Origin of the sequence: Mycobacterium sp. E1386 (assembly GCF_001672745.1) — a bacterium.
Lineage (GTDB): Bacteria > Actinomycetota > Actinomycetes > Mycobacteriales > Mycobacteriaceae > Mycobacterium.
Genome location: NZ_LZKH01000138.1, coordinates 12289 through 29614, shown reverse-complemented (window position 1 = coordinate 29614; position 17326 = coordinate 12289). Strand labels below are relative to the sequence as shown.

At 62.1% G+C, this 17326-nt stretch carries 11 protein-coding genes and 3 rRNA genes; 8 read left to right on the top strand and 6 right to left on the bottom strand.

Annotation, left to right across the window (positions count from 1 at the left end; genetic code table 11):
• Positions 1–267 precede the first annotated feature (267 nt).
• The 3 genes from A5709_RS14500 to rrf all read left to right on the top strand — a co-directional run bounded on the left by A5709_RS14500 (position 268) and on the right by rrf (position 5381).
• Positions 268–1796: ribosomal RNA gene (locus A5709_RS14500) — 16S ribosomal RNA — on the top strand.
• Between the two features lie 282 nt (positions 1797–2078).
• Positions 2079–5176: ribosomal RNA gene (locus A5709_RS14495) — 23S ribosomal RNA — on the top strand.
• Positions 5177–5268: 92 nt separating this feature from the next.
• Positions 5269–5381: ribosomal RNA gene (gene rrf, locus A5709_RS14490) — 5S ribosomal RNA — on the top strand.
• The 16S, 23S and 5S rRNA genes sit together here, the layout of an rRNA operon.
• Positions 5382–5441: 60 nt before the next feature.
• Here rrf and A5709_RS14485 read toward each other — a convergent pair.
• Both A5709_RS14485 and A5709_RS14480 read right to left on the bottom strand, forming a co-directional pair.
• The gene (locus A5709_RS14485) at positions 5442–5945 is read right to left on the bottom strand and encodes a methylated-DNA--[protein]-cysteine S-methyltransferase (protein ID WP_067951015.1); all 504 of its coding nucleotides are present in this window, start codon (positions 5943–5945) and stop codon (positions 5442–5444) included.
• On the bottom strand, positions 5942–7438 hold the full coding sequence (locus A5709_RS14480) for a DNA-3-methyladenine glycosylase 2 family protein (protein WP_068120457.1): 1497 nt from the start codon (positions 7436–7438) through the stop codon (positions 5942–5944). The genes A5709_RS14485 and A5709_RS14480 overlap by 4 nt, the downstream gene beginning before the upstream one ends.
• Positions 7439–7705: 267 nt before the next feature.
• Between A5709_RS14480 and A5709_RS14475 the strand changes: the two genes are divergently transcribed.
• Positions 7706–10477, top strand: a complete 2772-nt coding sequence (locus tag A5709_RS14475) for a LuxR family transcriptional regulator (RefSeq protein WP_067951012.1) — start codon at positions 7706–7708, stop codon at positions 10475–10477.
• Positions 10478–10546: 69 nt separating this feature from the next.
• Here the strand turns inward: A5709_RS14475 and A5709_RS14470 are convergent, their stop codons facing one another.
• Complete coding sequence (locus A5709_RS14470; protein WP_067951011.1) at positions 10547–11158, bottom strand: hypothetical protein; 612 nt, start codon at positions 11156–11158, stop codon at positions 10547–10549.
• Positions 11159–11529: 371 nt separating this feature from the next.
• Here A5709_RS14470 and A5709_RS14465 point away from each other — a divergent pair, with 371 nt between their 5' ends.
• Positions 11530–12009, top strand: a complete 480-nt coding sequence (locus A5709_RS14465) for a hypothetical protein (RefSeq protein WP_068120455.1) — start codon at positions 11530–11532, stop codon at positions 12007–12009.
• 66 nt (positions 12010–12075) lie between these two features.
• Here A5709_RS14465 and A5709_RS14460 read toward each other — a convergent pair whose 3' ends face one another.
• A complete protein-coding gene (locus tag A5709_RS14460; RefSeq protein ID WP_156768048.1) occupies positions 12076–12741 on the bottom strand; it encodes a CAP domain-containing protein in 666 nt (221 codons plus the stop codon).
• A gap of 615 nt (positions 12742–13356) precedes the next feature.
• On the opposite strand from A5709_RS14460, the gene A5709_RS28460 reads away from it, so the two are divergent.
• Together A5709_RS28460 and A5709_RS28080 are read left to right on the top strand one after the other, a co-directional pair.
• A complete protein-coding gene (locus A5709_RS28460) occupies positions 13357–13665 on the top strand; it encodes a hypothetical protein (RefSeq protein WP_067951006.1) in 309 nt (102 codons plus the stop codon).
• A gap of 26 nt (positions 13666–13691) precedes the next feature.
• Positions 13692–13991: a hypothetical protein gene (locus A5709_RS28080; RefSeq protein WP_156768046.1), complete on the top strand. Its 300-nt coding sequence runs from the start codon at positions 13692–13694 to the stop codon at positions 13989–13991.
• A gap of 164 nt (positions 13992–14155) precedes the next feature.
• Here A5709_RS28080 and A5709_RS14450 read toward each other — a convergent pair whose 3' ends face one another.
• Both A5709_RS14450 and A5709_RS14445 read right to left on the bottom strand, forming a co-directional pair.
• Positions 14156–14929 (bottom strand): hypothetical protein, encoded by a 774-nt coding sequence (locus A5709_RS14450; RefSeq protein ID WP_156673459.1) that lies wholly within the window; start codon positions 14927–14929, stop codon positions 14156–14158.
• Between the two features lie 179 nt (positions 14930–15108).
• Positions 15109–15990, bottom strand: coding sequence for a LysR family transcriptional regulator (locus A5709_RS14445; protein WP_068012679.1), 882 nt, complete (start codon positions 15988–15990; stop codon positions 15109–15111).
• A gap of 91 nt (positions 15991–16081) precedes the next feature.
• On the opposite strand from A5709_RS14445, the gene A5709_RS14440 reads away from it, so the two are divergent.
• A complete protein-coding gene (locus tag A5709_RS14440) occupies positions 16082–17326 on the top strand; it encodes an MFS transporter (RefSeq protein ID WP_197520148.1) in 1245 nt (414 codons plus the stop codon).

Genomic DNA, 17326 nt, shown 5'->3' with positions numbered 1-17326 from the left:
CCGAAACGGTCTCTAGAAGACCAAAACTGGGAGTTGACTCCACTGCCGGACTTGTATTAAGCTGGCAGGGTTGCCCCAAAACGGGCGAAACAAGTGTTGTTTGAGAACTCAATAGTGTGTTTGGTCTTTTTATTTGTTGTTGTTTTTGGCCATACCTAGCACTCCCCGTGTGTGGGTATGGCAATTTTTGATGCCAGTTATTTGGTGTCTTTTTGTTAGGTCAGATTTTCTCTGATTTGAAATTCACCTCGTTCTGCGAGGAGATTTTGTTTGGAGAGTTTGATCCTGGCTCAGGACGAACGCTGGCGGCGTGCTTAACACATGCAAGTCGAACGGAAAGGCCCCTTCGGGGGTACTCGAGTGGCGAACGGGTGAGTAACACGTGGGCAATCTGCCCTGCACTTCGGGATAAGCCTGGGAAACTGGGTCTAATACCGGATAGGACCACTTGGCGCATGCCTTGTGGTGGAAAGCTTTTGCGGTGTGGGATGGGCCCGCGGCCTATCAGCTTGTTGGTGGGGTGATGGCCTACCAAGGCGACGACGGGTAGCCGGCCTGAGAGGGTGTCCGGCCACACTGGGACTGAGATACGGCCCAGACTCCTACGGGAGGCAGCAGTGGGGAATATTGCACAATGGGCGCAAGCCTGATGCAGCGACGCCGCGTGGGGGATGACGGCCTTCGGGTTGTAAACCTCTTTCACCATCGACGAAGGCTCACTTCGTGAGTTGACGGTAGGTGGAGAAGAAGCACCGGCCAACTACGTGCCAGCAGCCGCGGTAATACGTAGGGTGCGAGCGTTGTCCGGAATTACTGGGCGTAAAGAGCTCGTAGGTGGTTTGTCGCGTTGTTCGTGAAATCTCACGGCTTAACTGTGAGCGTGCGGGCGATACGGGCAGACTAGAGTACTGCAGGGGAGACTGGAATTCCTGGTGTAGCGGTGGAATGCGCAGATATCAGGAGGAACACCGGTGGCGAAGGCGGGTCTCTGGGCAGTAACTGACGCTGAGGAGCGAAAGCGTGGGGAGCGAACAGGATTAGATACCCTGGTAGTCCACGCCGTAAACGGTGGGTACTAGGTGTGGGTTTCCTTCCTTGGGATCCGTGCCGTAGCTAACGCATTAAGTACCCCGCCTGGGGAGTACGGCCGCAAGGCTAAAACTCAAAGGAATTGACGGGGGCCCGCACAAGCGGCGGAGCATGTGGATTAATTCGATGCAACGCGAAGAACCTTACCTGGGTTTGACATGCACAGGACGCGTCTAGAGATAGGCGTTCCCTTGTGGCCTGTGTGCAGGTGGTGCATGGCTGTCGTCAGCTCGTGTCGTGAGATGTTGGGTTAAGTCCCGCAACGAGCGCAACCCTTGTCTCATGTTGCCAGCGGGTAATGCCGGGGACTCGTGAGAGACTGCCGGGGTCAACTCGGAGGAAGGTGGGGATGACGTCAAGTCATCATGCCCCTTATGTCCAGGGCTTCACACATGCTACAATGGCCGGTACAAAGGGCTGCGATGCCGTAAGGTTAAGCGAATCCTTTTAAAGCCGGTCTCAGTTCGGATCGGGGTCTGCAACTCGACCCCGTGAAGTCGGAGTCGCTAGTAATCGCAGATCAGCAACGCTGCGGTGAATACGTTCCCGGGCCTTGTACACACCGCCCGTCACGTCATGAAAGTCGGTAACACCCGAAGCCAGTGGCCTAACCCTTTGGGAGGGAGCTGTCGAAGGTGGGATCGGCGATTGGGACGAAGTCGTAACAAGGTAGCCGTACCGGAAGGTGCGGCTGGATCACCTCCTTTCTAAGGAGCACCACGAAAAACACCCCAATTGGTGGGGTGTAAGCCGTGCGGGGTTCTCATCTGTAGTGGATGAGGGCCGGGTGCACAACAGCAAATGATTGCCAGACACACTATTGGGCCCTGAGACAACACTCGGCCAGTCCGTGTGGTGTCCCTCCATCTTGGTGGTGGGGTGTGGTGTTTGAGTATTGGATAGTGGTTGCGAGCATCTAAACGGATGCGTTGCCGGCAACGGTCGCGTATTCGTTGAAATGTGTAATTTCTTCTTTGGTTTTTGTGTGTATGTAAGTGTTTAAGGGCGCATGGTGGATGCCTTGGCATCGAGAGCCGATGAAGGACGTGGGAGGCTGCGATATGCCTCGGGGAGCTGTCAACCGAGCTTTGATCCGAGGATTTCCGAATGGGGAAACCCAGCACGAGTGATGTCGTGTTACCCGCATCTGAATATATAGGGTGCGGGAGGTAACGCGGGGAAGTGAAACATCTCAGTACCCGTAGGAGAAGAAAACAATTGTGATTCCGTTAGTAGTGGCGAGCGAACGCGGAACAGGCTAAACCGCACGCATGTGTAACCGGGTAGGGGTTGTGTGTGCGGGGTAGTGGGATTGATATGTCTCAGCTCTACCTGGCTGAGGGGTAGTCATAAAGTGTCGTGGTTAGCGGAAGTGGCCTGGGACGGCCCGCCGTAGACGGTGAAAGCCCGGTACGCGAAAACCCGGCACCTACCTTGTATCAACTCCCGAGTAGCAGCGGGCCCGTGGAATCTGCTGTGAATCTGCCGGGACCACCCGGTAAGCCTAAATACTTCTCGATGACCGATAGCGGATTAGTACCGTGAGGGAATGGTGAAAAGTACCCCGGGAGGGGAGTGAAAGAGTACCTGAAACCGTGTGCCTACAATCCGTCAGAGCCTCCTTGTGGGGTGATGGCGTGCCTTTTGAAGAATGAGCCTGCGAGTCAGGGACACGTCGCGAGGTTAACCCGTGCGGGGTAGCCGCAGCGAAAGCGAGTCTGAATAGGGCGCATCCCCTTTGGGGTGTAGTGGCGTGTTCTGGACCCGAAGCGGAGTGATCTACCCATGGCCAGGGTGAAGCGCGGGTAAGACCGCGTGGAGGCCCGAACCCACTTAGGTTGAAGACTGAGGGGATGAGCTGTGGGTAGGGGTGAAAGGCCAATCAAACTCCGTGATAGCTGGTTCTCCCCGAAATGCATTTAGGTGCAGCGTTACGTGTTTCACCACGGAGGTAGAGCTACTGGATGGCCGATGGGCCCTACTAGGTTACTGACGTCAGCCAAACTCCGAATGCCGTGGTGTATAGCGTGGCAGTGAGACGGCGGGGGATAAGCTCCGTACGTCGAGAGGGAAACAGCCCAGATCGCCGGCTAAGGCCCCTAAGCGTGTGCTAAGTGGAAAAGGATGTGCAGTCGCAGAGACAACCAGGAGGTTGGCTTAGAAGCAGCCACCCTTGAAAGAGTGCGTAATAGCTCACTGGTCAAGTGATTGTGCGCCGATAATGTAGCGGGGCTCAAGCACACCGCCGAAGCCGCGGCAACCGTAAGGTTGGGTAGGGGAGCGTCCCCCATGCAGCGAAGCTACCGGGTAACCGGTGGTGGAGTTTGGGGGAGTGAGAATGCAGGCATGAGTAGCGATAAGGCAAGTGAGAACCTTGCCCGCCGTAAGACCAAGGGTTCCTGGGCCAGGCCAGTCCGCCCAGGGTGAGTCGGGACCTAAGGCGAGGCCGACAGGCGTAGTCGATGGACAACGGGTTGATATTCCCGTACCCGTGTGTGGGCGTCCCTGACGAATCAGCGGTACTAACCACCCAAATGGTGGTCTATCAATCCCTTCGGGGTGCGAGGATCGCCGGCTGCGTGGGACCTTCGCTGGTAGTAGTCAAGCAATGGGGTGACGCAGGAAGGTAGCCGTACCAGTCAGTGGTAATACTGGGGCAAACCTGTAGGGAGAGCGATAGGCAAATCCGTCGCTCATTAATCCTGAGAGGTGATGCATAGCCGATTGAGGTGAATTCGGTGATCCTCTGCTGCCAAGAAAAGCCTCTAGCGAGCACACACACGGCCCGTACCCCAAACCGACACAGGTGGTCAGGTAGAGCATACCAAGGCGTACGAGATAACTATGGTTAAGGAACTCGGCAAAATGCCCCCGTAACTTCGGGAGAAGGGGGGCCGGAATACCGTGAACACCCTTGCGGTGGGAGCGGGATTCGGCCGCAGAAACCAGTGGGTAGCGACTGTTTACTAAAAACACAGGTCCGTGCGAAGTCGCAAGACGATGTATACGGACTGACGCCTGCCCGGTGCTGGAAGGTTAAGAGGACCCGTTAACCGTAAGGTGAAGCGGAGAATTTAAGCCCCAGTAAACGGCGGTGGTAACTATAACCATCCTAAGGTAGCGAAATTCCTTGTCGGGTAAGTTCCGACCTGCACGAATGGCGTAACGACTTCCCAACTGTCTCAACCATAGACTCGGCGAAATTGCACTACGAGTAAAGATGCTCGTTACGCGCGGCAGGACGAAAAGACCCCGGGACCTTCACTACAACTTGGTATTGGTGTTCGGTACGGTTTGTGTAGGATAGGTGGGAGACTGTGAAACCCCAACGCCAGTTGGGGCGGAGTCGTTGTTGAAATACCACTCTGATCGTATTGGACACCTAACGTCGAACCCTTATCGGGTTCACGGACAGTGCCTGGCGGGTAGTTTAACTGGGGCGGTTGCCTCCTAAAATGTAACGGAGGCGCCCAAAGGTTCCCTCAACCTGGACGGCAATCAGGTGTTGAGTGTAAGTGCACAAGGGAGCTTGACTGCGAGACTTACAAGTCAAGCAGGGACGAAAGTCGGGACTAGTGATCCGGCACCCCCGAGTGGAAGGGGTGTCGCTCAACGGATAAAAGGTACCCCGGGGATAACAGGCTGATCTTCCCCAAGAGTCCATATCGACGGGATGGTTTGGCACCTCGATGTCGGCTCGTCGCATCCTGGGGCTGGAGCAGGTCCCAAGGGTTGGGCTGTTCGCCCATTAAAGCGGCACGCGAGCTGGGTTTAGAACGTCGTGAGACAGTTCGGTCTCTATCCGCCGCGCGCGTCAGAAACTTGAGGAAACCTGTCCCTAGTACGAGAGGACCGGGACGGACGAACCTCTGGTATACCAGTTGTCCCACCAGGGGCACGGCTGGATAGCCACGTTCGGACAGGATAACCGCTGAAAGCATCTAAGCGGGAAACCTTCTCCAAGATCAGGTTTCTCACCCTTTTAGAGGGATAAGGCCCCCCGCAGACCACGGGATCGATAGGCCAGACCTGGAAGCCCAGTAATGGGTGTAGGGAACTGGCACTAACCGGCCGAAAACTTACTTATACACAATCGCAACCACTTTTCAGTTCCAGCGACTATTAGTCGCGGGACGCTCTGACGCCACACCCCCCACCGAAACCAAATTTAAATAGAGTTACGGCGGCCACAGCGACAGGGAAACGCCCGGTCCCATTCCGAACCCGGAAGCTAAGCCTGTCAGCGCCGATGATACTGCCCATCCGGGTGGAAAAGTAGGACACCGCCGAACATACACAAAAACACCCCCGGCGACGGGGGTGTTTTTGCATTCGCTGACGCCGGCGCGTTCCTAATCGAATAGCGTCAAAGCCGAATTCACCGAAGCGCGTTTCTTTTCCAATGCGAGCAGCGTCCGCTTTCGGTCGAGGCCGCCACCGTAGCCGGTAAGGCTGCCGTTGGCACCGATAACGCGGTGGCAGGGAATGACAATCGCAATCGGGTTGTGGCCATTGGCCAATCCCACGGCTCGTGCGGAACCGGAAGCGCCGATCTGGTCCGCGATTTGTCCGTACGATCTCGTTTCGCCATAGGGGATAGTCCGAAGGGCCTCCCACACTCTCCGCTGGAATGTGGAGCCGCGCAGCTCGAATTCGAAATCGAACTCCGTGAGTTCGCCCTCGAAATATGCGTTGAGTTGCTCAGTAGCCTCGTTGAATGCCGCCGGATTCGGGGCCCAGCCGGTGCGGCTTGGCTCGTAGGTCTGGTCGACCATTCGAAGCATGGTCAGAACCGAGTCCTGGCCGGCAAGGGTCAGCGGCCCGATCGGGCTGTCGATGGTGCGGTACTCGATCATGCGACCTCCTGTGGTGGCCATTGGTTAACCGGATGCTCGAGGGTGGTCCATAGGTACTGGGTTGCGTAGGAGCGCCAAGGGCGCCACTGGACGCCATGGGCGACCAGGGCCCGCTCGCCACTCGGTAAGCCCAGCTCCTTGGCGGCCAGGCGAAGGCCGAGGTCGGTGGCGGGGAACGCGTCGGGGTCACCGAGGCCGCGCATCGCAATCACCTCTGCGGTCCATGGGCCCACCCCCGGCACATCCAGCAATTGCCTGCGGGCGGCCTCCCAGTCGCTCCCGCTGTCCAGGACGATACTGCCGTCGACGAGACGGGCGACGAGTGCGTTGAGGGTTCGTCGCCGGGCTTCGGGGACCGCCAAGTGGACGGGGTCGATCTCGGCCAGCTGCTCCGCTGACGGGAAGGTGTGGGTCAATCCGCCGTCGGGGTCGGCGACCGGCTCCCCGTACGCCGCGACAAGGCGGCCGGCGTGGGTTCTGGCCGCCTTTGTCGACACCTGCTGCCCCAGGACCGCCCGCACGGCCAGCTCGGCCTCGTCGACGGTGCGCGGAATGCGTTGGCCGGGCGCCTTGGCCACCACGGGAGCCAGGTACGGGTCCCCAGCCAGCGCGCCGTCCACCGCCTCGGGGTCGGCGTCGAGATCCAGCAGCCGCCGGCAGCGGGCGATCGCAGTCGTCAGGTCACGGAAGTCGTCGAGAGTGAGCACACAGCGGACATGGTCGACCGCCGGTGTCAGGGCGGCCACGCCGCTGCCGAACGGAAGGCGCAGGCTGCGTCGGTACGCACCATCGCGGACCTCCTCGCATCCGGGCACCGTGCCGGCGGCGAGATGACCGAAGACGCCCTCATAGGCGAATGGTGTGCGCACCGGCAACCGCAGGCTGACCGTCCCCGCCGACGCCGCTCCGAGCTTCGCGGCACCCGAAGGATCCGCCGCGCGTCGGCGCAGCTCCGTCGGCGCGTTGTCGAAGACCGCACGCACGGTGTCGTTGAACTGGCGAATGCTCGAAAAGCCGGACGCGAACGCGATGTCGCCGAAGGGCAGGTTCGTGGTCTCGACGAGCAGGCGGGCGGTCTGCGCCCGTTGGGCCCGGGCCAGTGCGAGCGGGCCGGCCCCGACCTCGGCCTGCAACAGCCGCTCCAACTGGCGGGTGGTGTAACCGAGGTGGGCCGCCAGCCCGCCGACACCTTCGCGGTCCACCGTGCCGTCGGCGATGAGCCGCATCGTTCGTGCAACGACGTCGCCGCGCACATTCCATTCCGGCGATCCCGGAGACGCGTCGGGACGGCACCGCTTACATGCCCGAAATCCTGCGCGCTGAGCAGCGGCGGCGGTCGGATAGAACCGGACGTTGCGGGCGAAAGGCGGACGCACCGGGCAGCTGGGCCGGCAATAGATGCCCGTTGTCAGCACCGCCGTGACGAACCAGCCGTCGAACCGCGCGTCCTTGGACTGGACGGCGCGGTAGCAGCGTTCGAAGTCTTCGTGCACGCCTCAAGACTTACACCCGCCCGCCGACAAAACTGGCGGAAAAACGACATGGTAGTGCGGACCGTCGCTGTCCCTTGCCGCACGTGTCGAGGTTGCAGGCCTGTTAGAGCACCTATATGTTTCGTTTTATGTCAAATTGCCCCGGATCATGAGCAGGCTCCCACGCCGCGATTGGCCACGGCTTGTGGGGTCAGGCGAGTCGGCTCGCCCAGCCGTGTTCGGCGCCGGCATTTGTTCATTCGCTGGCGGTCCTTCCCACTGACGCTTATGGACGGGCCACTGCTACCGGGGAGTCGTGCGGCGGAGTCCGAAGCCATCTCCGAATTTCTCGATGCGTGCACCACAACGACCGCATGCTTGCTCTTGGAGGGCGAAGCGGGAATCGGCAAGACCACCCTGTGGTTGGCAGCTATCGACCGGGCCCGCGCACGAGGCATGCATGTGCTTTCCGCGCATGCCGCGGCCACCGAATCGGTGACGGCCTACGTCTCCTTGGCTGACCTTTTTTCAACTGTCGGGGCGGACGTTCTCGACGCGCTACCGGCACCGCAACGGGCGGCGGTCGACCGAATTCTGTTGCAGGTCAGTGCCGATGGACAGGCAACGGACCAACGTGCGGTTGCGGCGGCGTTCGTTTCGGCGATCGAGATCCTGTCGGATAGCGCTCCGGTGCTGGTGGCCATCGACGACCTCCAATGGCTGGACCCTTCCAGTGCTCGCATTGTCGCGTTCGCCGCACGACGGTTTTCCGGTCCCGTGGGGTTGTTGGCGACCGTGCGGACTGGCGATGCTGACGACGTATCGTGGCTGCAGCTCGAGAACCCCAATGCGATGAGGCGACTTGCGCTCAAACCCTTGACCGTCGGCGGACTGCATCAAGTCATCACGGCGCGGCTGGGGCGCTCGGTTTCAAGGCATGCCATGTTGCGCATTCACGACGCCTCTGGCGGCAATCCCTTCTACGCCATCGAATTAGCGCGCGCCATACCCGAGGGGCAAACGGGCATCGAGATGACCCTGCCAGCCACATTGACCGGGCTGGTAACTTCCAAAATCGGGGTGCTCGATGAGGATGTGCGCGAAATCCTTCTTGCCGCAGCATGTCTGGCCGAACCGACGGTAGACGTCGTGTCGAAGGCGGCAGGTCGGGGCGTCGATGAATGTGTTCAACGACTGCTCGTCGCAGAGCAGCGCGGCATCATCACAATCGACCGTAACCGGCTCCGATTCACTCACCCACTACTCATCGCTGCCGTTTATACCGCAGCCGCACCGTCGCAACGGCGCGCCATGCACAGGCGTCTGGCGGCGCTGGTTGACCACCCGGAATTGCGCGCTCGCCACCTGGCGCTGGCCGCCACCCACGGTGACGCGGCAACGCTGGAGGCCCTTGATGCCGCCGCTGAGTTGGCCAGCAGGCGTGGGGCACCGGCGGCGGCCGCCGAGTTCGCCGAATTAGCCAACGAGCTCGGCGCAAATGATCCTGAGCGTAGGATCCGTTGCGCGACACTACACTTCAGCGCCGGCGATGCAGCTCGCGCACGCGAGGTTCTCGAGGAAGTGCTCGAGACCCCGGCAGCGGTGCGGGTGCACGCCGAGGCCCTAAGCTTGCTGGGACTGTGGGCGTTGCTCGACGGCAGTTCCCGAGAAGGCGCTCGGTTGCTGCAGCGAGCGGCGGACGCGGCCACCGGAGACAACGGGTTGCTGGGTCGGATATTGGTGTCGTTGTCCTTCGCCCGGATCAACACTCACGAGTTCGACGCCGCCGTGCAGGCGGCCAACGAGGCGGTGAACAGGGCGGCCCGGCTAGACGACCGTCAGGTCCTGAGCCAGGCGTTGAGCATGCAAGTTCTGGTGCACTTCCTGGTCGGTGACGGTTTCGACGAAGCGACCTTGCGAACGGCGGTGCTGCTCGACGACGGCGAAGAGCCGTCGTCGGCCATGCTGTGGCCAACTCTTCAGCGCGCCGCGCTGCTCAACGCGACGGGACGCCTAGAGGAGGGGCGCCGGGAGCTCAGGACGATTCGGCAGCGCTATGCCGAGCGTGGTGCGGACAGCGAGATGATGGTCGATGCCTTCCATGGCGCGCTCAACGAGATCTGGCGTGGCGACTTCGCGGAAGCATCGCTCATCGGTGAGGATGCCCTGCAGCGTGCGCGCCTCCTCGACGAGGACCTGCCGCTGGCGGTGGCACTGATGATCCAGGCCATGGTGGCCGCCTACGCCGGCGACGAGCCTGTAGCTCGCCGCGATGCCCGCGCGGCGCTTAGCGCAGCGCAGCGGTGCGACTCGCCAGCACTGGTCACGGTGTGGCCGACGACCACACTTGGCTTTCTTGAACTTTCCCTCGGCAACTACGAGGCGGTGCTGCAGACTGTGGCACCGCTGCTGGGTCGATTCGAGCAGAACCCGCGCGCCACGGAAATCTATGTCACCCCGTTTCTACCCGATGCGGCCGAAGCGCTGATTCACCTTGGCCGATTCGACGAGGCCCTGAGCCTGATTGACGTTCTGGAGGGCAACGGACATCGGTTGGACAGGCCGTGGATGCTGGCATTGGGGTCCCGTTGCCGGGCGATGCTCTTGGCCGGTAGACGAGATCTGAGTGCCGCGCTGGAGGCTGCCGAACGCGCGATGGCCGAGCATGAGCGGCTACCGATGCCGTTTGAGCGGGCCCGGACGCAATTGCTCCTTGGTGAGATTCTGCGCAGGCAGCGCAGCCGAGAAGTCGCCGCTACAGCGATGCGTACAGCCGCGGCCGCCTTCGAAGAGCTCAACACGCCGCTTTGGGAGCGACGTGCGCGAACCTCATTGGAACGCATCAACTTCGGCCGAGGTGAGTCGAAGGTGCTGACGTCAGCGGAGCAACGGATCGCCGACCTGGCGGCGGGTGGCAGAACGAATCACGACATCGCCGCTGCACTCTTCGTCAGTCCTAAGACCGTGGAAGTGCACCTCTCTAGGATCTATCGCAAACTCGGCATCCGATCCCGTGCGGAACTAGGCCGTCGCCTGGACCAACTGAAAAGCGACTCCTAGCAACCGGTCTGAGTACCCGGGTCTGCGGGCGAAGGAATCCCCGAGGCGGAAGGAGTTGGACGCCGCTTACTAAGGAATCTGGTAAGCGCAGCGTCCTGGCTTGTGCTCAGTGAGGTGTACGGGCTGACCGTCCACCAAGATCGAGCAGTCGTGAGTACCGTGGTGGTCCGTGTAATTCAAGGCCAGGAACTTGCTTCCGGATACTTGTACCGTCTGCGACCACGGCGTAGAAACCCAGGTGGTGTTGCTGGCCGGATACACCGGCGTGCCGGGGTCGGGAATGGCTGAGAAGACGTCACCCGCTCCCAGGACCTGGTACGTCACCGTGTGCTGACCGGACGCTGTCGAGTTGGTTTGTGGCTTCAGTCCGCCGGTGGCGCCGACCCCAGCATTGGCGTTTTCCTGCCACGTTTCGGTGCGCCTCTGCGGGCTGACACACACCGCATCGCCGTCGAATGCCTCGCGCCATACCAACCCCGAGACACACGTCTTGGGTCCGTAAGCGCCTCCACCGGCGTAGCCCTGGCCCGCGGCTGCGGCCGCGTTCTCGGATTGAACTTCCGCCGCGACCGTTGACGAGACGCACACGTTGTCGCCGGGGCGGGCTTGGCGCGGAACCTGGCCGGGGGCGTCGCCGGGAATGCAGCCGCCATTCGCGGAAGCGCTGGGCAGAACGGTCATGCAGCTTGCAAGGACCGCACCGAGCAGCAACGCGGCTAGCGGTGCGGTCCGGTGGTGCTCGTGTCGCGAAGGCCGCTCCGACTCGCGGCGGGGCTCTTTCACGGACGTGGCCTGTGGCGCCGAATACCAAGACATCAGAACAACTCCTGTCGCCATATGCCCTCTGTTCGCTGCTCAACGCTAAGGCGGCCGGGTTCGAGGTGGAATACGGAGTTTCCCTATAAGTTTCGAAGCCGACCTGGGGGCGTCTCGCTATGCGGCATGCTCACCGAGCGCGTCGAAATGTAGTGATTTCCCTGATGCAAAGCCGGCCGCTGCGCCGATAGCGTTGGTCCTCGCGCGTTCAATACAAGCGACAGGGGTTCGATGCGATGCGTATCAAAGCTCGGCAGCTGGCCGCCCTTATTGCTGTGATCTTGGCCGCGGTGGCCGCCACGAGGTCAACCGGCATGACGGAGCCGCGCTCGTATCGGTTGATCTCGACCTCGACGCCTCCCGTGCCCCCCACTCCCTTGGTCCCCAACGACCACGGGTATGTGCGTGTGACCTTGGCATCGCGGGCGATTAGTTGTTCGATCAGCGCCGAACTGGTCGCCTGTCAAACCTCCTCGGACAGCTGGCCTCCTCGCGGCAACGGTCAGCCATTCCATGCCGTGAGCGTCAGCGCCGACGGCAAATTCCAATTCGTCGAGGCTGACCTGGGAGCGCTTGCGGGCAAGGTTGAGCTACAGCCCGGGGCGTACGAGGCGCAAGGCTGGTCCGTCGCGGCTACGGGCGACAGCTTCGTCTTCACCAATGACCACACCGGCCATGGCATGGAGGTCAGTACTCAAGCCGCGCGCCCGGTCTAGCTTCGGCCACGGCGGGGAGGGTCGGCTGCCGCGTGCGCTTTCCCGCGCCATGCAGGTTATGGTCCGTTAACTTAGCTGCAGGTGACTCTGCTCCACGAAGCCATAACCGCGTTTTATCTGAGTCGAATCGACCCAGCACCAACCGTTTTTGCAGGGCGGTTCAATCGAGACTTGCGAGCCGTTCGTCAACTTGCCGATCTTGACCGCTACTACGCCGGTCGTGGGATCGGGAACGTCGTTGTGTGCGATGTTGAACACGTCCACGTCCCCGCCAACCACTTTGGCGAGCTGGTGGACCGGCGCCGGCGGGGGATCTGGTGCGGCTTTCGGCGAGGGTGGTGGCGCCGGCGGGGCTTTTGGCGGCGCCGGCTTACCCAGCACGACGGCGACAACACTCTTGTCCGCTCCGTCGTCCCGAAACATGCCTACGCCGTAATCCTTATTGGCGCAGTCGTGAATGGGGATCCTTTCCTGTGCCACGAGTTCGGATGTGGCTCTGGCCGTGGGATCGTCGCGAACGAGGTTACCGCTCGTGGCGCCCTGGTAGCCGTGGGGGTTGATGTGCTCGTAGGCGTCGCTCGGTTGTCTGGCGAGCTGCTGCGCGGCGGCTTCTAATTGACCGGAATACGTCAAGGGTGGACAAGTCGATTCGGCACGTGCGCCGTTGACCGCACCCCGAATCGCGTCGAGAGGATCAGCATGTGCGGCCGGAGTGGCGATGGCTGCCGCCAAGACAACGGCGCCTGCGGACGCTGCTGCGGACGCAAGCGTTATGCGTGGTCGTGATCTGGTCATGGGGCCTCACTCGGTGCAGTTCTCGTCAAGCGGTGTTGACGGTTTTGCTGCTGCGTCTAACGATTTCGACGCTATGCCCGATGTGTGTGCCGGCCAATAGGGCATTTCCCTATGGCTATGACGCACGGGCCAGTATCGCGGTGTTGCGTCTCGTGTGCGTTAAACGGGCGCGGACGGCCGCGCTCGGCGCGGGTGTAGGGGAACTCCCTATTGATAGCCGCGATCCAAAGCTCCTAGTGTCGAAATTCGTTGGGCCGTCGAGTCACCGGTTCGCGATGTGGGAGGTAAACCATGCGTGCATTTGGCAATAATGGTGCGTCGGTAAGTTCGATCTTGATCCGGCCGCCTCGCCCGCAAGGGATACCGGCCATCGCCGCGGCGTGCTGCGTGCTAGCCGCATGTGGGTCGAACGGTCTGAACGCCGGCGCCGCCGGGGCACCGGCGTCGCAGTCGACCGCCGCCTCCAAGCCGCCGGTTGCGGCACGCATTGACGCCTGCTCTATGATTGCGCCACAGGAGATTTCGTCACTGCTAGGCGCGGCGGCTCCGGGTGTGGCGACGGGCAAGGATCCGCAACAAGCCGACTGCACGTGGCAGAACACCGCGACTGAGGAATCCGTCTCACTCACGATCAGCAACCCCGGCACCGCCCTGAACAACAAGCTTCCAGCGCCCAGCTTCCCGGACACCTCCAGGCCGGGGCCGGACGGGATGCGTTACCTGGGTGGCGGTGAAGTCGAATTCGCTGCCGGCAATCGCGTCAATACGGTGCAGGTCGCAGTCTTGCGGCTCTCGCCCGACGACGCGAATGCCGCTGCGGTAAAACTGGCCCGTGAAATCGCCCCGCAAGTGCCGCGCTAGAGCCCGGATAGCTCGGGGTGCATGTTGTGACGGCTGATGATGTTGCTTCGTCACCGTGTTATCTGGCGGAGTGGTACACCCGCCAAAGCGATGAGCTACTTATCGCCGACATGGCGCAGTCCCTGCGACGATCACTGGCGGCCCTTGCCGCCCAAGCCCATCCCCCTCAGTTGCTCTACGCCGTCTCGGTACCGGAGGACGCCTACATGTTCGGAATCTTCTCGGCCGATTCCGCCGACCTGGTCACCCGAGCCTGTCTGCAGGCGGGCATTCCTGCCGACCGGGTAACGGCAGCTACTCAAGTACCGCCCCTCGGCAGAGCTTAACTGTCAACAGTTTTGGGATGTGGCCGCTGGCGTCGGTGCAGGTGATGTTCAAGGGAGCGCAGGATATGACCGGCGGCGTGTGGCACATCAGGACTGAGGCACTTGCTGGGTAAGTAGTTGGCGCCGAAGGACATTACGCGTCGGTCGACACAGAAACAGTCGGGTCAGTGCTTTGCAAGCACAACCGTGACGACGCTGACATTTCTGTCGTCGTGCCGGACGAAGCCCACGCCGTACACCGTGTTGCTGCAATCGGCAATCGCGTTGTGGGCTTTAGGGATCAGGCTGTCAATGGCTCTGACCGTGGGATCACCGGATGCCAGAAATCCTGTCTGGCCGGGCGCGAACGCGGGACTCTCTGTTCTGGCGTACTGTTGCGCCACGCCTTCAAGTGCGGTTTGGTAGGCCAGCCCTGGGCAGCTGGTTCCGCTGCGTGCCTGAACGACGGCACTCTGTTCCAAATCGAGCCCCGGTCCATGCGCCTGGTTGGACGGCGGAGAGACGGTCGGCGTGGGGTTTTCCGCGCCGAGCACGATGGTCACGACGTCGACACTGCGATCTTCATGTCGGATGAAACCCACGCCATAGTCGGTGTACTTGCAGTCGTGGACGGCACCTTTCGCCTTCGCCATGGCGCTGTCAGCGGCCTTGGCGTACGGATCGCCTGAGCCGAGGAAGGCGACGACGGCGCCCCGGTAGCCGCCTGACTGCACCGGGGTCTTCTCGGTGTTCGCATACTGCTGAGCCGCATTGTCGAGGTCGGCGCGGTCCGTCAGCCCTGGACAGCTGGTGGAACGGCGCTCGTTGTTGACGTATTGCTTCATGTCCTGCTGATCAGCGCGGGCAATCCCCACTGGCGCGCTCACGGAGAACAGGGCGACACCGGTGGCCGCTGTCGTCATGAGGCTCAGAGATACCGAAAGCCGCATTCTCGCCATTGCTTTTCTCCTTTGCCCTGTACTCACGGATCGGTGTGCCGCGCATCAGTCGAACGTTGTGGTCTGCTCCGCTAGCAACTCTCGCGTGTTGGGGGAGAGGAACAAATAAGGAATTTCCCTATTGATCGGCACAGCCAACCAATCGAATCGTGTTGGGTAAGCCGGCGGACCGCGCCGACCTAAGGCTGTCGCTGACGGACTGCCGCGGCGGCCGCGATGAAATCGCGGGCCGGGCGGGAAAGCGGCCGGCCCGAATCCCAGATCATCCCCACGTCGCGGTACGCGTCGGCGTCGGCCAGCGGCAGCACGCTCAACCCCGGTGCGTAGTCGCTGCCGTCGATGGGCATCAGGCCGACGCCCAGTCCGGCGGCCACCAGGCCCGCGGTCGTGGTGAGGTTCGCCGCTTCCAATACGATCCGCGGCTGGAAATGCGCTGCGACACAAAGCTCGTCGAGCAATCGACGCATGCCGAACCCGGGGTGCATGGCCACGACGGGCTCGTCGGCCAGCTCGGTCATGGATACCGACGCACTGCCGGTGAATCGGTGCCCCGGCGGGACGGCGATACCGAGCCGCTGCCGAAAGAGGCTGCGCCAGGCGAGAACCGCCCGCCGCGGGCGTGGGGACACCACACCGACGTCGACTTCTCCGGACTGCACGAGGTCGCCGACCGATTCGGCCGCACCCTCCTGGAGCGCGAACGTCACTCGTGGCGATACTTCCTTGAATCCGGCGATCAAGCGCGGCACCACCGTCGCTCCGAACGAACCGAGGAATCCCAACCGGATCTCGCTGACAGCCGGATTGGCCAGGTCGTCGATTGCGCGCCGGGCCGAGTCGAGCTCCGACTGTGCCCGCCGTGCGTGCTCGTAAAAGATGCGGCCATACGTGTTCAGAGATAGTCGCTTGCCGCGGCGATCGAACAGCGCCACGCCCAGTCGCCTTTCCAGGCGCGCCAGCATCCGGGTGAGCGTCGGCTGCGCCAGGTGCAGCTGCTCGGCGGCCGCGGTGACGTGCTCTAGCTCCGCGAGTGTGACGAACCACTCGTAATCGTCGCCCACATGCCACCACCTCTACTTATTCGATTATTGCATAACAGATCAACGAATAATTCATTTCCGTTGTACTGCGCAGGCCGGAAGCATCGTTGCTATGCCTGAGCGCCCCTCTGCCGTCGCGCACCGAGCCGGAACCAGCGGATATCGCCGGCTGACAACGGCGCTGTACGGCGCCGGTCTCGCCAGTTTCGCCGCGATGTACTGCACACAGGCGTTGCTTCCGGCCTTGTCCGCGTCCTACCGGATCACCCCCGCCGTCGCGGCGCTGACGGTCTCGCTGACTACTGGAATGCTGGCGCTGGCCGTCATTCCCGCGAGCGTGGTATCCGAGCGCTACGGGCGAATCCCAGTGATGCTGACCTCCGGCCTGGCGTCCAGCGTGATCGGGCTGTTGCTGCCATTCAGTCCGACGCTCGGCGTGCTGCTCGTCGGCCGCGCGGTGCACGGCGTCGCCCTGGCAGGGATACCCGCTGTCGCGATGGCGTTCCTGGCCGAGGAGGTGCACGCTTCGTCGCTCGGATCGGCGATGGGCCGCTACATCGCCGGAACGACGGTCGGCGGACTGGCCGGTCGCCTCGTCCCGTCGTTCGTTATCGAGGTCAGCAATTGGCGGGTCGCGCTGCTGGTGTGTTCCCTGACGACGCTGGCCGGCACGGTGGTCTTCGCCGTCCTGGTGCCGAGGTCTCAGTTCTTCGAAGCGAAAGAGACGAGTGCGCGGGCCAGCGTGTGTAACCTCGCGGCACATCTGCGAAATCCCTTACTGCTGAAGCTCTTCGCGGTGGGATTCGTGCTGATGGGTGGATTCGTGACCGTGTACAACTACCTTGGCTACCGGCTGACCGCGCGGCCGTTCGGCCTCGCTCCGTCGGTTGTTGGCCTGCTGTTCCTGCTGTACCTGGTCGGCACCTGGACATCGCTGGTCGCCGGGCGGCTCGCCGACAGCAGGGGACGCCCACTCGTGCTCGGAGTCGCCTTGCCGGTCACGATGACGGGTCTACTGCTGACGGTGTCGCACGCCCTGGCCGCGGTAGTGGTGGGCGTCGGCGTCTTCACGGGTGGTTTCTTCGCCGCGCACACCGTGGCCAGCGGTTGGGTGGGCGCGTTGGCGCAAACCGACCGCGCGGAGGCGTCCGCGCTGTATTTATTCAGCTATTACTTGGGCGGATCAGTCGCCGGCGCGGTCGGCGGCCTCATTTACGGCGTCCACGGCTGGCCCGCGGTCGTCGGTTTCGTCGGCGCACTGCTGGTGGCCGGCTCGGGCCTCGTGGCGATGTTGGTGCGGGAGAGCGACTCCCGCACCAACAACCACCTCGTTGCAGCCTTGACCACCCGTTATTGA